The following is a 20,944-nucleotide window of genomic DNA, read 5'->3' as shown; positions in this document are numbered from 1 at the left end:
CCCCCCCCCCCCCCCTCCCCCCCCCCCCTTCCCCCCCCCCCCCCCCCCCCCCCCCCCCCCCCCCCCCCCCCCCCCCCGGGCTCCTACAGGGTGGGGGTATCAGACAAAGAGGTGGTCTGATCAGCCTGCCAGGCCGACGAACATGTCCTGCACGTCGTCATGGTTGTCCAGGCCTTCCAGGAAGGCTTCAACTTCAGCCATCTGCTCGTCGGTCAGGCCGCTCACCGGGTTCTTGGAGATGTAGCCCAACTTGGCCGACAGCACGGTAAAGCCCTGCTCCGGCAGCGCTTTCTGCACGGCGTCGAGGTCAGTGGTCTCGGTGATGAACAGGGTGGTGCCCTCTTCTTCACCGTCTTCAAAATCCTGGGCGCCGGCTTCGATGGCGGCCATTTCCGGGTCGGCGTCCGGGGTGTCCGGCGAGGCTTCGATCAGGCCGACGTGGTTGAAGTCCCAGGCCACGGAGCCGGACGCGCCGAGTTGGCCCTTACGGAAGGCCACGCGGATTTCCGCCACGGTGCGGTTGATGTTGTCGGTCACGCACTCAACGATCAGCGGTACCTGGTGCGGGGCAAACCCTTCGTAGGTCACGCGGTGGTACTGCACGGTTTCACCCAGCAGGCCGGCGCCTTTCTTGATGGCGCGGTCCAGGGTTTCCTTGGGCATCGAGGCCTTCTTGGCCTGCTCCACCACCAGACGCAGGTGGGCGTTGGTGGCGGTGTCGGCGCCGTTGCGGGCGGCGATGGTGATTTCTTTCACCAGCTTGCCAAAGATCTTGCCCTTGGCATTGGCTGCCGCTTCTTTATGTTTGACTTTCCACTGTGCGCCCATGACTCACTCTCTTTTCGTCCATCGCGCCCAAACGTCTACTGGCCGGCGCTTTGGGGGCAGAGTTTATAGCGCAAAAACCCATCGTTCCACCAAAAACCGTCAGGGCGCCAGCTCGAAAAACGCCTGGATCAGACGCAACGATCGACGCCGCTCCATGCAGCCAAGCATGTGCCGGTTCACCAGCCCCTCGCCCTGCAGCGCAACCGCACGCACCCTCGGGTCCTGGCTGACCTCCATCGACGACACCACCCCCACCCCCAGTTCGGCGGCGACGGCCTCGGTCACCGCTTCACGGCTGTCCAGCTCCAGCAACACCTTGGGCTGCACCGCGGCCGCCAGGCAGGCGTTGTCGAAAGTGCGCCGGGTGATGGAGCTGGGTTCACGCAGCACCATGATCACCTCGTTCAACTGCTCCAGGCGAATGCCCGCCTTTTCGACCGTCCACGGGTGCCCGGCCGGCACCAGGGCGCAGATCCGCGACTCGCTCAACGGCTGCAGGTGCAAGCCAGTGCGCGGCTCCACTTCGGTGAGCACGGCCACATCGGCATGCTCGGACAACAGCGCCGCCAGGGTTTCCTGGGCGTTGCCCAGGCGCAGGTTGACGGTGATGCCGGGGTAGCGCGCACGCAGGCTGGCGATCATCGGCATCACCAGGTGCGGGCCATCGGCGGCCACTTCCAGGCGCCCGGTGAGCAGTTGTCGGTTGGCCTCCAGCAGCGTCTGTGCCTCGTCCACCAACCCAAAGATCGCCCGGGTGATGGCCGCCAGGCGCGTGCCCTCCTCGGTCAACTCCACGCGACGGGCAGTGCGGCGCAGCAGCGGGATCTGGTAGTACTCCTCCAGGGCCTTGATATGCCCGGTCACCGCCGGCTGGCTGATAAACAGCCGCGCTGCCGCACGGGTAAAGCTGCCCTCGCGGGCCACGGCATCGAATGCACGCAATTGGAACAGGTTCATAGCTATCGGCCTCACTGATAGCTCGCATAACAACAAACAATTTGATTGATAACAAGCCAAACTGCAATTTAGGCGCCGTAGATTCAACCCCCGATGCTTTGCGAGGACTTGAGATGACCACTGCCGCGCCGATCCTGCTGACTCCCGGCCCCCTGACCACCTCGAACCGCACACGCCAGGCGATGATGGTGGACTGGGGTTCATGGGACGACCGTTTCAACGTGCTCACCGCCAGCGTCTGCGCCCAACTGCTGGCGATTCTTCACGCCGAAGCCAGCCACCATTGCGTGCCGTTGCAAGGCAGTGGCACCTTCGCCGTTGAAGCCGCCATCGGCACCCTGGTACCGCGCAACGGCAAGGTGCTGGTGCTGATCAATGGCGCGTACGGCAAGCGCCTGGCGAAGATCTGCGAAGTGCTCGGTCGCGACTTCAGCACCTTTGAAACCGCCGAAGACGAACCCACCACCGCCGCCGACGTCGAGCGCCTGTTGCTCGCCGACCACAGCATCACCCACGTTGCGCTGATCCACTGCGAAACCAGCACGGGCATCCTCAACCCGCTGCCGGAAATCGCCCAGGTCGTGAAACAGCACGGCAAGCGCTTGATCATCGACGCCATGAGTTCCTTCGGCGCGCTGGCCATCGACGCCCGCCACGTGCCGTTCGACGCCTTGATCGCCGCCTCGGGCAAGTGCCTGGAAGGTGTGCCGGGCATGGGTTTTGTCTTCGCCGACAAGCAGGCGCTGGCCGTCGCCGAGGGCAACTGTCACTCCCTGGCGATGGACCTGTTCGACCAACACGCCTACATGGCCAAGACCGGTCAGTGGCGGTTCACCCCACCGACCCACGTGGTCGCGGCCCTGCACGAAGCCTTGCTGCAATACCACGAAGAAGGCGGCCTGCCCGCGCGGCACCAGCGGTATGCGAGTAACTGCCAGGCGTTGCTGGACGGCATGGCCGAGCTGGGCTTGCGCAGCTTCCTGCCGGCCGCAATCCAGGCGCCGATCATCGTCACCTTCCACGCCCCCAAAGACCCGCGTTATCAGTTCAAGGACTTCTACGAACGGGTCAAGGCCAAGGGATTCATCCTTTACCCGGGCAAATTGACCCAGGTGGACACCTTCCGCGTGGGCTGCATCGGGCATGTGGATGCGGCCGGGATGCGGGCTGCCGTGGCGGCGATCGCGCAGGCACTGCAAGACATGAACGTGCTCGAACCTGTAGGAGCCGGCTTGCCGGCGATCACAGGCGACGCGGTCCATCTGTAAAACCTCATTTTCGTTCATCGCTGGCAAGCCAGCTCCTACAGGATTTGTGTATGAACTATCAAAACCCCAACACCCTCCAGGCCGTCATTCTTGACTGGGCCGGCACCGTGGTCGACTTCGGTTCGTTCGCGCCCACCCAGATCTTTGTCGAAGCCTTCGCCGAGTTCGGCGTGCAGGTCTCCATCGAAGAAGCCCGTGGCCCGATGGGCATGGGCAAGTGGGACCACATCCGCACGCTCTGCGATCAGCCGCAGGTTGCCGAGCGCTACCGCCAAGCATTTGGCCGCACGCCGACCGACGATGATGTGACCGCCATCTACCAGCGCTTCATGCCGCTGCAGATCGAGAAAATCGCCGAGCACTCGGCCCTGATCCCCGGCGCCCTGGACACCATTGCGCGCCTGCGGGTGCAAGGCATCAAGGTGGGTAGCTGCTCCGGCTACCCGAAGCAAGTGATGGACAAGGTCGTCGCCCTGGCCGCCACCAACGGCTACATCGCCGACCATGTGGTGGCTACCGACGAAGTGCCCAACGGTCGCCCTTGGCCGGCCCAGGCACTGGCCAACGTGATTGCCCTGGGCATCGATGATGTGGCGGCGTGCGTCAAGGTTGACGACACCGTGCCAGGCATTCTCGAAGGTCGCCGCGCCGGCATGTGGACCGTGGCCCTGACCTGCTCCGGCAACGCCCTGGGTCTGACTTACGAGCAGTTCCGTGCCCTGGATGCGGCCACCCTGGCCAGCGAGCGCAAGCGCATCGAAGCGCTGTTCGAAGGCTCGCGCCCGCACTACCTGATCGACACCCTCAACGACTTGCCGGCGGTCATCACCGATATCAACAAACGCCTGGCCCGCGGTGAAATGCCGCAAAGCCACTGATAGAGGTCAAAACAACGGCATTCACGCCAGGCAAACCGCTCAAAACCGGCATACAGTTAAAGAACTCCGCCGCCCTAGAGCGGAGGTTTGCCCTGATGAGTGAGGAACCCAGCGATGCCGTGGAAAAACTCCGATACGCGCTACAGCACCATGTCGATCGCGCTGCACTGGTTGATGGTGGTGCTGCTGGCGGTGGTCTACGCCTGCATTGAGTTACGCGGCCAATTCCCCAAAGGCAGTGGCGGGCGAACGTTGATCGTTGAAATGCACTTCATGTTCGGTCTCACCGTGTTTGTGCTGGTGTGGCTGCGCCTGTTTGCCCGCAGCCTGGGGGTTGCGCCGAAGATCGTACCGGCACCGCCACAATGGCAGAGCTTATTGGCCACCCTGATGCATTTTGCGCTGTATGCCTTGATGATCGGCATGCCGATTGCCGGCTGGCTGATCGTCAGCGCCGAGGGGCATTCGGTGATGTTCTATGGCATAGAGTTGCCACCGCTGATCGCCGAGAACAAGGCCCTGGCCAAGCAGATCGAAGGCTGGCACGTGCTCTTCGGCAAGATCGGCTACTGGCTGATCGGGCTGCATGCCCTGGCGGGTATCTTTCATCATTATGTGCTGCGCGATAACACTGCCTTGAGAATGATGCCAGGTGGGAGCGGGCTTGCTCGCGAAGGCAGCGGAACAACCACCAAAACAGTTGACTGATAGACCGCATTCGCGAGCAAGCCCGCTCCCACAGGGGATCTGCGCTAGGCTGCAAAGCCCCGGCGGCCTTGCAGGCCACCGGTGTGCACGAAGATAAGGCGGGTGCCGGGGCTGAAGCGACCGGCTTCGATCTGTTGCTTCAACGCCAACAACGCCTTGCCAGTGTAGAGCGGCTCCAGCGGCAGGCCGCAGGCGCGTTCGGTGGTATCGATGAAGTCGAGCAGCAGCGGGTCGACCTTGGCAAAGCCTCCTCGGCTGGCGTCCAACAGCTCATAACCACCCCGCACGATGGCGTCGACATTCTGGGCGACACCGTGATCATCGGGCACGGCCATGGCGCCGTATACCAGGTGCGCACCAGCCTCCGCCAGTGCCAACCCCGCCAACGTGGTGCCGGTACCCGCTGCCAGCCACCAGGCGTCGTAATCGTCCCAGCCGAGCGCCGCCAATTGCCCGCGCACCTGCTCAACCAGCACCGCGCACCCCGCTGCACCCGCCTGCCCACCGCCGCCTTCGGGCACGGGGTGAAAATCCGGGTACTGCTCCTGCCAAGGCGCCCAGAAACCCGGCGCATGGCGCGCGCGATAACCGCCATAACCGAGCCAATGCAATTGCATGCCGAACGTTTTCAGGTCGAGAACCGTGGGAGTGTCTTGCGGGTGGCCGCGCAGCAGGCCGACGGTGGGAAACCCAAAGCGTTTCCCCGCCGCCGCCACGGCGTGCAGATGATTGGAGTAAGCGCCGCCCAGGCTGATAAGCCCGCTGGCGGCTTGCGCCTGGGCCAGGTGCCCCGTGAGCTTGAACCACTTGTTGCCGCTGATCAGCGGGTCGATACGGTCCAGGCGCAGCACCGCCAACTCGACACCTTTCAGCCAGTCCAACGGCAAAGGTTCAAGGGGTGCCTGGGGAAGCCAATCGAACGGGCCCATCGGCAAATATCTGCATGAAAAAAGGGACGGTAGTCTAACACCGTCCCTTTTCCGCTTTTACAGCTCGGCGGCGAGGCGCGAGCCCTGGTTGATGGCGCGCTTGGCGTCCAGCTCGGCGGCCACGTCGGCACCGCCGATCAGGTGCACATTCTGGCCGGCGGCGACCAGGCCGTCCTGCAGCTCACGCAGCGGGTCCTGGCCGGCGCAGATGATGATGTTGTCCACCGCCAGCACCTGGGGCTCGCCCTCGGCACCGATGCGGATGTGCAGGCCTTCGTCGTCGATCTTCAGGTATTCGACACTGTTGAGCATCTGCACCTGTTTGTTCTTGAGGCCGGTGCGATGAATCCAGCCGGTGGTCTTGCCCAGGCCGTCGCCCACCTTGGAGGTCTTGCGTTGCAGCAGGAACACTTCTCGCGCCGGTGCGTGCGGCTGCGGCTTGATGCCGGCCACGCCGCCACGAGCCTGCAGCTGGGTGTCGATGCCCCACTCTTTCCAGAACGCGTCACGGTCCAGGCTGGTAGAGACGCCCTGATGCACGAGGAATTCCGACACGTCAAAACCGATACCGCCAGCACCGATCACGGCCACGCGCTTGCCCACGGGCTTGCGCTCCAGGATCACGTCCAGGTAGCTCAACACCTTGGCGTTCTCGATACCCGGGATCGCCGGCGTGCGCGGGGCAATACCGGTGGCCAGGATGATTTCGTCATAGCCGCCGGCCGCCAATTGCGCCACATCCACGCGGGTGTTTAGGCACAGCTCGACGTGGGTGGTCTGCAACTTGCGCTTGAAATACCGCAGGGTTTCAAAGAACTCTTCCTTGCCCGGCACGCGCTTGGCGATGTTGAACTGGCCGCCGATTTCGCTGGCCGAATCGAACAACGTCACCTGGTGGCCACGCTCCGCCGCTACCGTGGCTGCCGCCAAGCCCGCAGGCCCAGCGCCGACCACCGCGATTTTCTTGATCTGCTTGACCGGCAGGTAGTTCAGCTCGGTTTCGTAGCACGCCCTCGGGTTGACCAGGCAAGTGGTCAGCTTGCCGCCGAAGGTGTGGTCCAGGCAGGCCTGGTTGCAGCCGATGCACGTGTTGATTTCATCGGCACGTCCGGCCGCCGCCTTGTTGACGAACTCCGGGTCGGCGAGGAACGGCCGCGCCATGGACACCATGTCGGCGTCGCCCTCGGCCAGGATCTGCTCGGCGATTTCCGGGGTGTTGATGCGGTTGGTGGTGATCAACGGGATCTGCACCGCACCGCGCAACTTGGCGGTGACTTTGCTGAACGCGCCACGCGGCACCTTGGTGGCGATGGTCGGGATTCGCGCTTCGTGCCAGCCGATACCGGTGTTGATGATCGTCGCGCCCGCGCCCTCGATGGCCTTGGCCAACTGCACAATCTCTTCCCAGGTGCTGCCACCTTCCACCAGGTCGAGCATCGACAGGCGGAAAATGATGATGAAGTTCGGGCCCACGGCCTCGCGCACACGGCGCACGATTTCCACCGCCAGGCGCATGCGGTTTTCGTAGCTGCCGCCCCAACGGTCGGTGCGATGGTTGGTGTGGGCGGCGAGGAACTGGTTAATGAAGTAGCCTTCGGAGCCCATGATTTCGACGCCGTCGTACTCGGCCACCTGGGCCAGCAACGAGCAGGTGACGAAATCCTGGATCTGCTTCTCGATGCCCTCCTCGTCCAGCTCCTTGGGCTTGAACGGGTTGATCGGCGCCTGGATCGCGCTCGGCGCCACCTGCTTGGGGCTGTAGGCATAACGGCCGGCGTGGAGGATCTGCATGCAGATCTTGCCGCCCGCCTCGTGCACCGCTTGGGTCACGATCTTGTGCTTCTGTGCTTCTTCGTCGGTGGTGAGCTTGGCCGCACCGGCGTACACACCGCCTTCATCGTTCGGGCCAATGCCACCGGTGACCATCAGGCCGACACCGCCACGGGCGCGCTCGGCAAAGTAGGCGGCCATGCGTTCGAAACCACCGGGTTTTTCTTCCAGGCCGGTGTGCATCGAGCCCATCAGGGTACGGTTGCGCAGGGTGGTGAAACCCAGGTCCAACGGGGCCAACAGGTGCGGGTAGGCAGCAGCGCTCATGGTACAGCTCCACAACGGATCATCACGGGACGTGACAGGCTCGAATGGCCTGCCATCGGTTTATGTCCCACAGACTAAGAGGCGCTGGACGACGGCTCAATGACCGAAACTCACAAGTTATTGATCCAAATGCACAGCGCCCCTTGGCAAGCCCCGCCATGGGCCCTACCCTAGTCGGCGAACCCTATACACGGTCTGTTGTCTGTTGCCCCATGCGTAAACTTCTTGCCTTCACCGTCACCATGGCCCTGGTTGCCGCCGTCGCCGCGTATCTGGTCTGGACCCAGGAGCGCCCCGTGGCGCATTACCTGTCGGACCTGCGCATTACCCTGGCCGTCAACGAAGGCCTGCCGGCCGATCGGGGCAACTTGCTGGGTATCCAGCCGGAGCTGTTCCCGGCCGACTACCAGAGCCTTGAACGCCTGCACCTGAAGCTCGCGGCCTATCTGCAAAAGGCCCGGGACCAGGGGTTGATCAATCAGAAAACCATCGTGGTGCTGCCCGAGCACATCGGCACCTGGCTGATGCTCAGCGGCGAGAAAAACGAGCTGTACCAGGCCACCCACCTTAAAGATGCAATGAACTGGCTGTCGGCCAGCAACCCGTTCCTGTTTGCCCGTGCCTGGATCGGCGCCACCGGCGATAACCGTACCGACGACGCCTACTTGCGCATGAAAGCCAAGGGCATGGCCCGCGACTACCAGGCGCTGTTCGGCGGCCTGGCCAAAGAATTTGGTGTGACCCTGGTGGCGGGCTCCATCGCCCTGCCCAACCCGAGCGTTCAAGACGGCCAACTGCATGTGGGCCACGGCGCGCTGTACAACGCCAGCCTGGTGTTCGGTACCAACGGCCTGCCCGTTGGCCAGCCGCAGCGCCAGTTCTACCCGATCTACGACGAGCGCGGGTTTATCGAACCGGGAGATGAAAACATCGTCAGCGTGGTGGATACCCCGGCCGGTCGCCTGGGCGTGTTGATTGGCAGCGACAGCTGGTACCCGGACAACTACCGCAAACTCAATGAGCAAGGCGCACAATTGGTGGCAGTGCCGGCGTTCGTCACCGGCCGCGACACCTGGGATCGCCCGTGGCGCGGCTTTAAAAGTGTCTCGACGCCGACTGAAATCAGCCTCAAGCCCGAAGAACTCAGCGAAGGCGAAGCGTGGCGCCGCCTGACCCTGATCAGCCAACAGCCGGTCAGCCAAGCCACCGCCGGCATGAGCGTGTTCCTGCGCGGGCAGTTCTGGGATTTGGGCACTGCCGGCCACAGTTTCCTCAGCAGCAACGGGCAAGTCACCGCCGACAGCGGCACCCGTGGCGCACGCTTGTTGAATATCTGGTTGTGACACCGTGAAGCCCGTACGCCTGGGGGATCTGTCGGTCGGCTTCGTGCAAGCGCTGGCCGATGCCATCCACAGCCATGGCCTGGACCCGCAACCGCTGCTGCTGCAATACGGCCTCGACCCGGCGCGTCTCGCCGAAGCCGGTGCGCGGTTGTCGATCCCGCGCTACATGCGCCTGGGCCACGCGGCTATCCAGCTCACCGGCGCGCCCAGCCTGGGCTTGCGCATGGGCCAGCTCAGCCGCCTGAGCCAGGCTGGCCTCGCGGGTGTGACGGCCGCCCAGGCGCCCAACGTGCGGGAAGCGGCGCGCACCCTGACCCGTTTCGAAGCGTTGTACGGTTCCAACTATCGCGGGCAGTCGAGCTTTCATGAGGACGCCGAAGGCGCCTGGCTGCGCTTCTATTCCATCAGCCCCTACAACGCCTACAACCGCTTTGTGGTGGACTCGATCATCGCCGGCTGGCTGCACCAATTGTCGAGCCTGGCCCAGCAGCCGGTGCAGGCACAACGCATTGATATCGAGTTCGAAGCGCCGGACTACAGCGAAGACTACAGCGTGCTGGGCGATGGCCCGTTGCACTTTGGCGCCGAGGCCAACCAACTGCGCTTAAGCCAGCACACCCTGGCCCTGCGCAATCCCCAGCACTGCCCCAGTACCTGGCAGATGCTGCTGCAATTATGTGAACGGGAATTGGAGCAGTTGACCCGCACCCGCAGCCTGCGCGAGCGCATTACCCGGTTGCTCGGGCCGATGCTCAATGGCGGCCGGGAACCCGACCTGGAAGAAGTGGCGGCACGCTTGAAGCTGCCAACCTGGACGCTGCGCCGCAAACTGGCCGAAGAAGGCACTCAGTTTCGCGCGATTCTCAACGATACCCGCCGCGATTTGGCCATGACCTACATTCGCGACACGGAACTGGCGTTCGGCGAGATCGCCTACTTGCTCGGTTTTGCCTCGGCCCAGGCATTTCAACGGGCGTTCAGGCGGTGGAACAACCAGACCCCAGGGGAATTTCGCCGCAGTCAGCGGCATTCCGCCTGAAGTCGGTCTTACAGCTCGGTGGCGTCGTCGGCTGGATCCAGTGGATCCATTTCAAACGCGTGGTACTCCAGCAGCTCTTCTTGGTAATCGTCCATGGTGGACTCCTTTTCAGGTAGAAAGCGGTTGCAGATAAATGACCTGCAAACCCAGCCTAAAGTGCCGTGATGACGAAAAAATGTCGACGCCATGACGTTCCTGCACTTGCAGAATAAACGTAGCAGCGTTGCGACGATTTAGCACCTCGGATTTGAGCGACTTTTGCAATCATTGCAATTGCAATTATACGAATATTTCCATTAGGGTATGGGCTTTCGCCATCAGGGGGCTCGACCCATGCCCGCTTCAACCGCGCTTTCGGCGCTGCTCTGCATCGATGCATTGAAGGCTGCCGGGCAGCCGCGCTGCTCACCGCTGTCTACCGTCATGGCGATGGCCCATACGTTGGAGTCCAGCCGTCATGCCTGGGTGATTCGCGGCCAGTCACACTCGCGCCGTGCAAACAGTTGGCCGGTTTGGTTCGCACGCAACACCGCGGAAAAGCCGCTGTTGTACCTGCACAGTGCAGCGTCTTCTGCGCAATTGTGTGCACTCTCGGACCAGACGGCGCGACGCGGCATCCTGTGCAATAGCATCGAGAACCAACCCTCGACCTGGCCCAAAGGCGCACAACCTTCACTGCCGTTGTGGCTCGCCACCCATCCCCACTGCACCCCGTATGACCCGGCTTGCGCAGAAGAAGCCCGCGCGATTGTGCTCGAAGGTCTGCGCCGGCTGTATGTCGACGGCATGCCCGGTTTTTATTACCTGACGCTGCATGACCATGAGAACCCCATGCCGCTCAATACCCGGCAGCGCAAGCACGCACTCAAGGGGATGTACCGGATCACGCCTGACGGCCCGGCCGATGTGCGACTGCTCGGCGCCGGCCGGGCACTGGAAGCGGTGATGCACGCTGCGCAATTGCTGGAACAGGACTGGAATATTTCAGCCCAGGTGTGGAGTTGCCCTAGCTATACCCGCCTGGCCCGTGAAGCGGCGGCGGCCGAACGGTGGGACCGCTTGCACCCCACAGCGCCCAGGCAAGGCTGCCATCTGCACGATTGCCTGGGCGACAGCCAAGCGCCCGTGATTGCCGTGACCGGCTACCCGCAGGCGATTGTCGATCAGTTGGCGGGGTATGTGAGTGCCAGGTTTGTCGCACTGGGTGCGGGGACGGTGCAGGCGTCAGCGCCGAGCCGGTATTGGATCGTGGTGTCGGCGCTCAAAGCGCTGGCGGATGAAGGGTGTATTGATCTTCATCAGGTGGAAACAGCGATGGCCCTGTACCCACTCGAATGAACTGGAGTGCGATTAATTGTGGGAGCTGGCTTGCCTGCGATAGCGGTGCATCAGCCAAGAATGTGTTGACTAACAGTCCGCTATCGCAGGCAAGCCAGCTCCCACAATGGATCTCCACAGAGGTCAGGGTTTGCGTCGGATGCGGGGCTGTATACCCGCCTCCATCGCCAATCCCGCCGTGCGCTCCAGGGTGTCGGCAAACAATTGGCGCTGCTCCGGCTCGATCTGCGAGAGGAACAGCTCATCCACTGTGCTTTCGTAGATCTTCCACATCTTTTTGCGCAACACCCGGCCCGCGTCGGTGATCGAGGCAAACGCCGCACGGCCATCACCCTCGGAACGCGAACGCACCACCAGGCCGTCCTTTTCCAGGCGGTCTACCAACCGGGTCAGGTTGTAGCGCTCGATCGCCAGCACATCGGCCAACTCGTGCATGCGGCGGGTGCCGTCGGGGCCGCTTTCCAGGCCCCACAAGGCGTCATACCAGGCATAGGGCGGCAGGTCCGCCTCGGCCAGGCGGCGTTCAATTTCACGGATGACCGTCCTGTGGGCCCTGACAAAACGGAACCAGACATCAGGCTCTTTCGACGACATGCAACACCATCCGGGGGTTTTCAAGAAGGTTGCAATAGTACCTCATCCCACGCTAGATTCTGGCATGTAGTTGCAATTGCAATTACTTTTGCAGCGCTCCCACAAAGAGCCTGCCGCTTGAAATCTGCCTACCCTGGAGCCGCACATGACCACGAATCACGCAGTAAGACCGGACAACGATCCGCAGGAAACCCGCGAATGGCTGGAGTCCATCGAATCGGTGCTGTCCACCGAAGGCCGCCCCCGCGCGCACTACCTGATTGATCAGTTGCTGGATTTCGACGTAGCGCGGCATGGCGACTTCCACGGGCGGGTGACCACACCCTACGTCAACACCCTCCCGCTCGAACGCCAGCTGCCCTACCCCGGTAACCTGTCCATCGAACGCCGTACCAACGCGTTTATCCGCTGGAACGCCATGGCCATGGTGCTGCGCGCCGGCAAACACTCAGGCGTGGGTGGGCATATCGCGACCTACGCGTCAGCCGCCGTGCTGTACGACGTAGGTTTTGACCACTTTTTCCGTGGTCGTACTGACACTTTCGACGGCGACCTGGTGTACATCCAGGGCCACTCATCCCCAGGCATTTACGGTCGCGCCTACCTCGAGGGCCGCATCAGCGAAGCCCAACTGGACAACTTCCGCCGCGAAGCCAGTGGCGAGGGCTTGTCGTCCTACCCTCACCCTCGGCTGATGCCGGACTTCTGGCAATTCCCCACTGTGTCCATGGGCCTGGGGCCGATCACCGCGGCCTACCAGGCGCGCTTTATGCGCTACCTGGAACTGCGCGCACTCAAGCAGCACCAAGGGCGCAAGGTGTGGGCCTTCCTCGGTGATGGTGAAATGGACCAGCCGGAATCCCTGGCCGCCATCTCCCTGGCCGGGCGCGAGAAGCTCGACAACCTGATCTTCGTGGTCAACTGCAACCTGCAACGCCTGGACGGCCCGGTACGCGGCAATGCCAAGGTGATCCAGGAGTTCGAAAGCCTGTACCGCGCCGCCGGCTGGAATGTGATCAAGGTGATCTGGGGCGGCGGTTGGGATGCGCTGCTGGAAAAGGACAAGAGCGGCCTGCTGCGCCAACGCATGATGGAGTGCGTCGACGGCGATTATCAGAACTACAAGTCGCAGAACGGCGCCTACGTGCGCGAACATTTCTTCGGCAAATACCCGGAGTTGCTGGCACTGGTCGCCGATATGTCCGACGACGATATCTGGAAACTCTCACGGGGCGGGCATGACCCGGACAAGGTCTACAACGCCTACGCGGCCGCCATGCGCCACAAAGGCCAGCCGACGGTGATCCTGGCGAAGACAGTCAAGGGCTTCGGCATGGGCGAAGCCGGCGAAGGCCAGAACATCAACCATCAGCTCAAGAAGATGGGCGCCGACGCCGTCAGGGCCTTTCGCGATCGCTTCGACCTGGACGTGGCCGACGACCAGCTCGACCAGATTCCCTACCTCAAGCCAGCGCCCGACAGCGAAGAGGCGCGCTACTTCGCGGCACGCCGCCAGGCGTTGGGCGGCTACGTACCGGCGCGTCACAGCGCGGTCGAGCCGTTGCAGATTCCCGAACTGAGCGCTTTCGCCACCCAGCTCAAGGACACCGGCGAGCGCGCGATCTCCACCACCATGGCGTTTGTGCGCATCCTCGGCACTCTGCTCAAGGACCCGAACCTGGGCAAGCTGATCGTGCCCATCGTGCCGGACGAATCGCGCACCTTCGGCATGGAAAGCCTGTTCCGCCAGATCGGCATCCATTCTGCCGTCGGTCAGCTCTACACCCCACAAGACGCCGGGCAACTGAGCTACTACAAAGAGAGCAAAGACGGGCAGATCATGCAGGAAGGCCTGAATGAGTCAGGCGCCATTTCTTCCTGGATTGCGGCCAGTACGTCCTACAGCAACCACGGCCTGATGACCGTGCCGTTCTACATTTTCTATTCGATGTTCGGCTTTCAACGCGTCGGCGACCTGGCCTGGGCGGCCGGCGATGCACGGGCCCGTGGCTTCCTGCTGGGCGCCACGGCCGGGCGTACCACGCTGATGGGCGAAGGCTTGCAGCATGACGACGGCCACAGCCATATCCTGTCGTCGGTGATTCCGTGTTGCGTGTCGTATGACCCGACCTTTGCCTACGAGCTGGCGGTGATCATTCGCGAAGGCATGCGGCGCATGTATGTCGAGCAGGAGGACATTTACTACTACATCACCCTGCTCAACGAGAACTACCCACACCCGGCCATGCCCGAAGGTGTCGAGGAAGGGATTCTCAAGGGTATGTACCGGCTAACGGCCAGCGAACAGCCACAGGTGCAGTTGATGGGCAGCGGTTCGATTCTGCGGGAGGTGATCGCCGCCGCCGAATTGCTCGATAAGGATTTTGCCGTACGCAGCAACGTGTGGAGTGTGACCAGCCTCACCGAGTTACGCCGTGACGGGCACCAGGTGGAACGCTGGAACCTGCTGCACCCGCACAGCGATCCGCGCGTGAGTTACGTGGAGCAGTGCCTGGCCGACCAGGCTGGGCCGGTGGTGGTGGCGACTGACTACATGAAGTTGTTCGCTGACCAGATTCGCCCGTTCGTCAGCGGCCGCCGGTTTGTGGCGCTGGGCACCGACGGTTTCGGGCAATCGGACACACGGGAAACCTTGCGTGCGTTCTTTGAAGTGGACCGGCACTTCATCGTGCTGGCGGCGCTGAAGGCGCTGGCGGATGACGGCGTGATCGGCCGCGAGAAGGTCGGGGAAGCCATCAGCCGCTACGGGATCGACGTCGACAAGGCCGACCCCGTAGCGGTCTGAGTTATTGCGCAGGCGTTGGCAGGGGCGGAATCGCTTCTGTCGGCGCCGGCAGGCTTGGGTTGGTCGGCGCGGGTGCCGGTGCAGGCTCTTCGTGGGGCACAACCGGTGCCGGCTCGGCAGGCGGTACCACCGGCTCGGACGCGGCCGGTTCTTCCTTCGGCGCCTCGACCTTCTCGGCAACCGGGGCAGCCTTGGGCTCTGGTACACCCAAGTCAGCCTTGGGCTTCTCGGGAATATGTTCGGCCTGCTTCACTTCCTGCGGCAGGAACACATCCACCAGTGCAAAGTAACGCTCGTAGAACTTCGGCGCGGAGACGGTCTCGCTCGCCACTTTCACCATGGAGTCATCGGTAGAACCGATCGGCATCGACACCGACCCCAACACACCGACGCCCAGGCTCGCGGAGTTGTTGACCTTCTTCAGGGCATAGCGGTCCTGCAAGGCGTTGGCAAACATCGTCGAGTGATTGTTGCCCTTGCCATCATTGGCGCACACCACGTTGAAGCTGATCTGCATGTGGGTTTCGCCAGTCTGCTGGAAGCTCTTGTTACCCACCACCAACTTCGGATCGCTGCTGGTGATGATGTAGCCCTGGCTCAACAACGCACGACGCGCCGCTTCACAGGCAGCCGCATCGCTGACCGGGTAATCACGGGAGAACGTGCCGGAGTCGTCGAAATTCTCATGTTCATAAATAGCGGTCTTGGGTGACGAGCAGCCCGCGGCGCCCGCCAGCACCAGCGCCAACCCGAGGTTACGCAAGTGAAATGATGTCGACATCGAAAATCCTGAGAAAAACAGTCCGGGCGGTATTGTGCAACAGAACGAGGCCTTGGCGCGCGGATTCCTGTCGGTAAAACGTCACAGACCTACGCACCGGTGCCTGCAGGAAAAAGCCCTGCGCACATATGATCAATAAACACGCGCAGTTTGACCGAGGCATGACGGCTGGAGGGCCAGAGCATCCAGAAACTGCCGCGATGCTCCAGGTAATCGTCCAGTACCCGCTGCAGGCGCCCGTCGGCCACGGCCTGCTTGACCATGTAGTCCGGCAGGCAGGCGATGCCCAAGCCTTCGTGTACGACATGGTTGAGTGACTCGATGGTGGTGCTGACCAACGGCGTGCGCAACACCGGTTCGGCGGCGCCGGGGTCGAGCCGCAAGGGCCAGGGCTCCAGTTTGCCCGTCGCGCAGAACTTGTGGCGCAAGCAGGCATGGCGGTTCAAATCCTGGGGCTGCTGCGGCGTGCCGCACTCGCGAAAGTAGGCCGGGGTGCCCACCAGCACCAGTTGATAATGCCCCAGATGACGGGCCATCAGCCGGGAGTCTTCGGGCTTGCCGGTGCGAATCACCGCGTCGAACCCTTCCTCGATCACGTCCACCATGCGGTCAGAGAAATCCACATCCAGTTCGATCTCCGGATAGGCGCGCATGAAATCGCTGAGTACCGGCATCAACAGGCCGCGCACTTGCGGCACGCTGATGCGCAATTTGCCGCGGGGTGTGGCGCTGGCCTCCGTGAGCTCGCGCTCGGCAGCCTCGACTTCGGCCAGGATGCGCCGCGAGCGCTCCAGGAACAACGTGCCCTCCCCGGTCAGGGTGATGCTGCGCGTGCTGCGGTGAAACAAACGCACGCCCAGGCGCTCTTCCATACGCGCGATGGTTTTGCCGATGGCCGAGGACGACACACCCAGCACACGCCCGGCGACGGTAAAACTGCGAGTCTCGGCCACCTGCACGAAGACCGAAAGGCTGCCCAGACTGTCCATGACAGGGTCCTTGATGATTGCGGACACCAGCGTCCGATAAGTTCGGAACCTTAGCCTGTTTTTCCGCTGACCACAGCCCCCTACTCTGCCGCCTTGCCTTTTGCATGGATCGAGCGCGATGACCTCACTGACCGAATCTCCCGTGACCACCCAGCGGGACACATTGCCATTGGGTGGCCTGCTCGCTTTGGCAAGCGCCGGGTTTATCACTATCCTCACCGAAGCCATGCCTGCAGGGCTGCTGCCGCAGATGGGCGAAGGCCTCGGCGTGTCACCCGCGCTCGTCGGCCAACTGGTCACGCTGTACGCCCTTGGATCACTGCTGGCGGCCATTCCGTTGACACTGCTGACCCGAAGCTGGCGACGTCGGCCATTACTGCTCGTGGCGATCGGTGGCTTTGCACTGGTCAACAGCGTAACAGCCCTTTCCAGTCACTATGGGCTGACCCTGGTCGCACGCTTTTTTGCGGGTGTATTTGCCGGCCTGCTCTGGGCACTGCTGGCCGGGTATGCCAGCCGAATGGTGGCGCCTCACCTGCAAGGCCGCGCAATCGCGGTGGCGATGCTCGGCGCCCCGTTGGCGCTGTCGCTGGGGGTGCCCGCTGGCACCTTCCTCGGCGCGGCCGTGGGCTGGCGCCTGAGCTTTGCAATCATGACCGGGCTCACGCTGGTGTTGCTGATCTGGGCGCGCCTGCAACTTCCGGACTTCGCTGGCGAGCAGGCGGGTAAACGCCTGGGGCTGCATCAGGTAGTGGCGTTGCCGGGTATTCGTCCGGTGTTGTGGGTGACCTTTACCTACGTGTTGGCCCACAACATTCTCTACACCTACATCGCCCCGCTTCTGGTGCCTGCGGGCATTGCCGCCGATGTCGACCGGGTGCTGCTGGTGTTCGGCCTCGCCGCGCTGTTGAGCATCTGGCTGGCCGGTGTGTTGATTGATCGATGGTTGCGCACATTGCTACTGATCAGTTGCGCACTGTTTGGGCTGATTGCCTTGGCGCTGGCATTCTGGATCATGCAGCCCGTGGTTATTTACCTCGCCGTGGCCTTGTGGGGCCTGGCGTTCGGCGGGCTGCCGGCTTTGCTGCAAACAGCGCTGGCCAAGTCGGCCGGCGAGTCGGCGGATGCCGCGCAATCGATGCTGGTGACCGTGTGGAACCTGGGCATTGCAGGTGGCGGCTTGGCGGGCGGTGTGTTGCTGCAGGGCTGGGGTGTCGGGGCGTTTGCCTGGGCGGTGGTGCTGCTGATGCTACTGGCCTTTGCCGGCGCGCTAAAGACTGCGCCCCAGTAACTGGCCCGGCCACCCATCCACGTCGAACGTTGAAAGCCGCTCATAGCCGCAGGATTCATAGAAGCGCACCAGATCGCCGCTCCCGCCGCCGTAGCAATCCACCCGCAAACGCTTCACGCCGGATGCGCGGGCGCGCTCATCGGCAAAGCCCATCAGTTGCCGACCAACGCCGCGCGCACGCTCATCGCGCGCGGCGATCAGCAAACGCACGTACAGCTCAGGCTCGGTTGCCGGTGGCGCATAAGGCATAGGCTCACCCAACACCAGTGCGGCAAGGATGCGGCCGTCGGGGGCTTCGACGACCCACGCATCCGGCATCGCACAGGCTTGCATGACTTGCTCGACGCGCCGAGGCGAAGCCGACCAAGGCTGCGTGCCCCACTGGCCGTCATTGCCCATGCCGACGAACCAGGCAATCACCTCGTCAAACACCTGCAACACGGCGGGAACATCCGACACCCTGGCGCGACGAATCAGCCCACCTTCTCTTCCTTGATCAAACACGCTTGATACTCCTGGTTCGGCAATAGCGAATAGCCAGTCTAGCGCACATAAAAAAGCCCCCGGTCTTTTCAGGCCGGGGGCTTCTTGTTCAGGCGTGCATCAGAACTTCTTGATGTCAGCCTTGGCTTCCAACTGCTTGCGGTACGCCGCGAAGTCTTGCTGGCCAATACGGGAGGCGAGGAAGCGGCGGTATTGCGCTTTCTCTTCGTCCGTAGGAGCAGCCGCTTCGTTGACGCCGTTCAAGCGCACGATCACCAGGCTACCGTCAGCCAGGGTCACAGTGGTGAAGGTCGGCTTGTCCTTGGCCGCAGGCTTGGGCATGCGGAACAGGGCTTGCAGCACGGCCGGGTCAATCGCTTCCTGGTTGCGGGTAGCCGCTTCGGTCACCTTCCAGGCCTGGCCGTCGATCGGCTGGTTCAGCGGGGTCTTGCCATCACGCAGGCTGGTGATCAACTCGTCAGCATGGGCCTTGGCCGCCGCGCTGGCACGCTCCTTGGTCATCTGGGTGCGGATCGCCGCAGAGACGCTTTCCAGCGGCAGTTGTGTTGGCTTCAAGTGCTCTTTGGCACGCAGCACGATGATGGTTTCCGGGTCCAGCTCGATAGCCGAACTGTTGGCACCTTCATCCAGCACTTCCGGGCTGAACGCTGCGGTCACCACGGCACGGTTGGCCGCAACACCTTCGCCACCTTCACGGCCAAAGGGCGCGGAGGTGTGCACAGTCAGTTTCAGGTCAGAAGCCGGCTGCGCCAGATCGGAGGCTTCGAATGCCGCATCTTCCAATTGCTTGGTCGCTTCGACATAACGCTGTTCAACCTGCTGGGTCTTGAGCTCGCGGGTCAGCTTGTCTTTCAGGCTGGCGAACGTTGGCACTTGCGGTGCCTCAACGCCGAGCAACTTGATCAGGTGCCAACCGAAGGAGGTGCGCACCGGTGCCGACACCTGGTCCTTGTTCAAGGCGTACAGGGCCGTTTCGAAGTCCGGGTCGTAGACGCCAGGGCCGGCGAAACCGAGGTCACCGCCATTGTTGGCCGAACCCGGGTCCTGGGAGAACTCCTTGGCCAGGGCTTCGAACTTCTCACCCTTGGCCAGGCGCGCCTGGATTTCTTCGATCTTGGCCTTGGCTTGCGCCTCGGTGACCTTGTCGTTGACTTCAATCAGGATGTGCGCGGCACGACGCTGTTCAGCGAGGTTGGCGGTTTCTTTCTGATAAGCCGCTTGCAGTTCATCGTCCTTGACGGTGACCTGGTCGAAGAAGGAAGACTTCTTCAGCTCCAGATAGTCGATGACCACCTGGTCCGGGGTCATGAACTCTTTGGCGTGCTGGTCGTAGTAAGCCTTGACCTCATCGTCGGTGAGTTTCACCGCGGCAGGGTTGGCCTTGAGATTGACGGTGGCGAAATCGCGGGTCTGTTTTTCCAGACGGGCGAAGGCAAGCACTTCGGCGTCAGTCACAAAACCACTGCCGGCGATGCCTGCGCGAACCTGGCCGATCAGCATTTCCTGGGTCATCATCTGACGGAACTGCATACGGCTGTAGCCCAGCTGACGGATCACCTGGTCAAAGCGTTCGGCGTTGAACTTGCCGTCCACCTGGAATTCCGGAGTCTGCAGGATCACTTGGTCCAGTGCCGCTTCAGAGAAGCCGAACTTGGAATCCGCAGCGCCTTGCAGCAACAGCTTGCGATCGATCAGGCCCTTGAGGGCCGCGTCGCGCAGCAGCTTTTCGTCCAGCAGGGAAGCATCGAAATCCTTGCCCAGCTGTTGCATCAGCTGACGGCGTTGCATATCGACGGCACTGCTGAGTTCGGTCTGGGTGATTTCTTCACCGTTGACCTTGGCAACGTCCTGCTTGTTGTTGGTCGAAGCCTGGAAAATGGCCTCGATACCGGTGAACGCCATCAACGCGACGATGATCCCGATAATGGTCTTGGCAATCCAGCCTTGTGAATTGTCCCTGATATTCTGCAGCATGCGTCCCCCAGAAACGGTTGAACTTCAAAAATTAGGCAACCGTGGAGCGTGGGTAGAGTCCGGATAGAAGAAAGGCGCATCCGAGGATGCGCCTTCTCGTAACTGGCGGAGCGGACGGGGGTTTGAACCCACACCCCCGGCGTGGCGACCCGATGGATACTTGGGTCAGCTGCCGCTCCGCTGCCAGGCCGGACGTTTGTCCAACCCGGGTAGGTAAGGCTTGAGCGAAGCTTAGTTAACGGCTTCTTTCAGGGCTTTACCGGCTTTGAAACCTGGTTTCTTGGCAGCAGCGATTTGCAGTGCTTTGCCAGTCTGTGGGTTACGGCCAGTGCGAGCTGGGCGGTCAGTCACAGAGAAAGTACCGAAGCCTACCAGTACCACGGAGTCGCCGGCCTTCAGAGCGCCAGTGACGGATTCGATTACTGCATCCAGCGCACGGCCAGCAGCAGCTTTCGGGATATCAGCGGATGCAGCGATAGCATCAATCAGTTCCGACTTGTTCACTCTAAGTCCCCTTATATATCTATTGAGTATGATTCTAAGTTTTTTGGTGAAAGCAAAAACCAGTGCTGAATGGCCTACAGACACTTAAGAGCCGCTTTATAACAAGGGCTCTAAAA

Annotated in this window: 19 protein-coding genes; 8 read left to right on the top strand and 11 right to left on the bottom strand. The window is 62.4% G+C overall.

The window, feature by feature from the left end:
- Window positions 1-120: 120 nt before the first annotated feature.
- Window positions 121-828 (bottom strand): YebC/PmpR family DNA-binding transcriptional regulator, encoded by a 708-nt coding sequence (locus tag AC07OV_RS25505; RefSeq protein WP_131698122.1) that lies wholly within the window; start codon window positions 826-828, stop codon window positions 121-123.
- Window positions 829-927: 99 nt separating this feature from the next.
- Window positions 928-1,785: a LysR substrate-binding domain-containing protein gene (locus AC07OV_RS25500; protein ID WP_494996414.1), complete on the bottom strand. Its 858-nt coding sequence runs from the start codon at window positions 1,783-1,785 to the stop codon at window positions 928-930.
- Window positions 1,786-1,898: 113 nt separating this feature from the next.
- Here AC07OV_RS25500 and AC07OV_RS25495 point away from each other — a divergent pair, with 113 nt between their 5' ends.
- The 3 genes from AC07OV_RS25495 (at window position 1,899) to AC07OV_RS25485 (ending at window position 4,639) form a co-directional block, all read left to right on the top strand.
- Window positions 1,899-3,053: a 2-aminoethylphosphonate--pyruvate transaminase gene (locus AC07OV_RS25495; protein WP_495093220.1), complete on the top strand. Its 1,155-nt coding sequence runs from the start codon at window positions 1,899-1,901 to the stop codon at window positions 3,051-3,053.
- A gap of 50 nt (window positions 3,054-3,103) precedes the next feature.
- Window positions 3,104-3,931, top strand: coding sequence for a phosphonoacetaldehyde hydrolase (phnX, locus tag AC07OV_RS25490; RefSeq protein WP_495093219.1), 828 nt, complete (start codon window positions 3,104-3,106; stop codon window positions 3,929-3,931).
- A gap of 114 nt (window positions 3,932-4,045) precedes the next feature.
- Window positions 4,046-4,639: a cytochrome b gene (locus tag AC07OV_RS25485; RefSeq protein ID WP_176998887.1), complete on the top strand. Its 594-nt coding sequence runs from the start codon at window positions 4,046-4,048 to the stop codon at window positions 4,637-4,639.
- 44 nt (window positions 4,640-4,683) lie between these two features.
- Here AC07OV_RS25485 and AC07OV_RS25480 read toward each other — a convergent pair whose 3' ends face one another.
- Both AC07OV_RS25480 and AC07OV_RS25475 read right to left on the bottom strand, forming a co-directional pair.
- The gene (locus AC07OV_RS25480; RefSeq protein ID WP_495093218.1) at window positions 4,684-5,568 is read right to left on the bottom strand and encodes a 1-aminocyclopropane-1-carboxylate deaminase/D-cysteine desulfhydrase; all 885 of its coding nucleotides are present in this window, start codon (window positions 5,566-5,568) and stop codon (window positions 4,684-4,686) included.
- A 57-nt stretch (window positions 5,569-5,625) separates the two neighbouring features.
- Window positions 5,626-7,665 carry an oxidoreductase gene (locus AC07OV_RS25475; protein WP_495093217.1) on the bottom strand — a complete coding sequence of 680 codons (2,040 nt, stop codon included), beginning with the start codon at window positions 7,663-7,665 and terminating at the stop codon, window positions 5,626-5,628.
- Between the two features lie 212 nt (window positions 7,666-7,877).
- Between AC07OV_RS25475 and AC07OV_RS25470 the strand changes: the two genes are divergently transcribed.
- The gene (locus AC07OV_RS25470; protein ID WP_495093216.1) at window positions 7,878-9,008 is read left to right on the top strand and encodes a carbon-nitrogen hydrolase family protein; all 1,131 of its coding nucleotides are present in this window, start codon (window positions 7,878-7,880) and stop codon (window positions 9,006-9,008) included.
- Window positions 9,009-9,012: 4 nt separating this feature from the next.
- The gene (locus tag AC07OV_RS25465; protein WP_176998891.1) at window positions 9,013-10,047 is read left to right on the top strand and encodes an AraC family transcriptional regulator; all 1,035 of its coding nucleotides are present in this window, start codon (window positions 9,013-9,015) and stop codon (window positions 10,045-10,047) included.
- An 8-nt stretch (window positions 10,048-10,055) separates the two neighbouring features.
- Here AC07OV_RS25465 and AC07OV_RS25460 read toward each other — a convergent pair whose 3' ends face one another.
- A complete protein-coding gene (locus AC07OV_RS25460) occupies window positions 10,056-10,235 on the bottom strand; it encodes a hypothetical protein (protein WP_494996409.1) in 180 nt (59 codons plus the stop codon).
- Between the two features lie 145 nt (window positions 10,236-10,380).
- Here AC07OV_RS25460 and AC07OV_RS25455 point away from each other — a divergent pair, with 145 nt between their 5' ends.
- Window positions 10,381-11,385, top strand: coding sequence for a transketolase-like TK C-terminal-containing protein (locus AC07OV_RS25455; protein ID WP_495093215.1), 1,005 nt, complete (start codon window positions 10,381-10,383; stop codon window positions 11,383-11,385).
- A 123-nt stretch (window positions 11,386-11,508) separates the two neighbouring features.
- Here the strand turns inward: AC07OV_RS25455 and AC07OV_RS25450 are convergent, their stop codons facing one another.
- Window positions 11,509-11,979: a MarR family winged helix-turn-helix transcriptional regulator gene (locus AC07OV_RS25450; protein WP_495093214.1), complete on the bottom strand. Its 471-nt coding sequence runs from the start codon at window positions 11,977-11,979 to the stop codon at window positions 11,509-11,511.
- A gap of 145 nt (window positions 11,980-12,124) precedes the next feature.
- Between AC07OV_RS25450 and aceE the strand changes: the two genes are divergently transcribed.
- Window positions 12,125-14,785, top strand: a complete 2,661-nt coding sequence (gene aceE, locus AC07OV_RS25445; protein WP_495093213.1) for a pyruvate dehydrogenase (acetyl-transferring), homodimeric type — start codon at window positions 12,125-12,127, stop codon at window positions 14,783-14,785.
- A gap of 1 nt (window position 14,786) precedes the next feature.
- Here aceE and AC07OV_RS25440 read toward each other — a convergent pair whose 3' ends face one another.
- The gene (locus tag AC07OV_RS25440; RefSeq protein WP_495093212.1) at window positions 14,787-15,566 is read right to left on the bottom strand and encodes a DUF2242 domain-containing protein; all 780 of its coding nucleotides are present in this window, start codon (window positions 15,564-15,566) and stop codon (window positions 14,787-14,789) included.
- Between the two features lie 89 nt (window positions 15,567-15,655).
- Entirely contained in the window at window positions 15,656-16,555 is a 900-nt protein-coding gene (locus AC07OV_RS25435) for a LysR family transcriptional regulator (protein ID WP_494996406.1), read from the bottom strand.
- A gap of 118 nt (window positions 16,556-16,673) precedes the next feature.
- On the opposite strand from AC07OV_RS25435, the gene AC07OV_RS25430 reads away from it, so the two are divergent.
- On the top strand, window positions 16,674-17,846 hold the full coding sequence (locus AC07OV_RS25430) for an MFS transporter (RefSeq protein ID WP_495093211.1): 1,173 nt from the start codon (window positions 16,674-16,676) through the stop codon (window positions 17,844-17,846).
- On the opposite strand, the gene AC07OV_RS25425 is transcribed toward AC07OV_RS25430, so the two are convergent.
- From AC07OV_RS25425 to AC07OV_RS25415, 3 genes are all read right to left on the bottom strand, one after another.
- Complete coding sequence (locus AC07OV_RS25425) at window positions 17,826-18,350, bottom strand: GNAT family N-acetyltransferase (protein WP_494996404.1); 525 nt, start codon at window positions 18,348-18,350, stop codon at window positions 17,826-17,828. The genes AC07OV_RS25430 and AC07OV_RS25425 overlap by 21 nt on opposite strands.
- Before the next feature lie 99 nt (window positions 18,351-18,449).
- Complete coding sequence (locus tag AC07OV_RS25420) at window positions 18,450-20,324, bottom strand: SurA N-terminal domain-containing protein (RefSeq protein WP_494996403.1); 1,875 nt, start codon at window positions 20,322-20,324, stop codon at window positions 18,450-18,452.
- A gap of 231 nt (window positions 20,325-20,555) precedes the next feature.
- Entirely contained in the window at window positions 20,556-20,843 is a 288-nt protein-coding gene (locus AC07OV_RS25415) for an HU family DNA-binding protein (RefSeq protein ID WP_221034285.1), read from the bottom strand.
- Window positions 20,844-20,944: the final 101 nt, after the last annotated feature.

Source organism: Pseudomonas sp. GW821-FHT09A09 (assembly GCF_059418405.1).
This window is presented reverse-complemented; position numbering and strand designations above follow the sequence as displayed.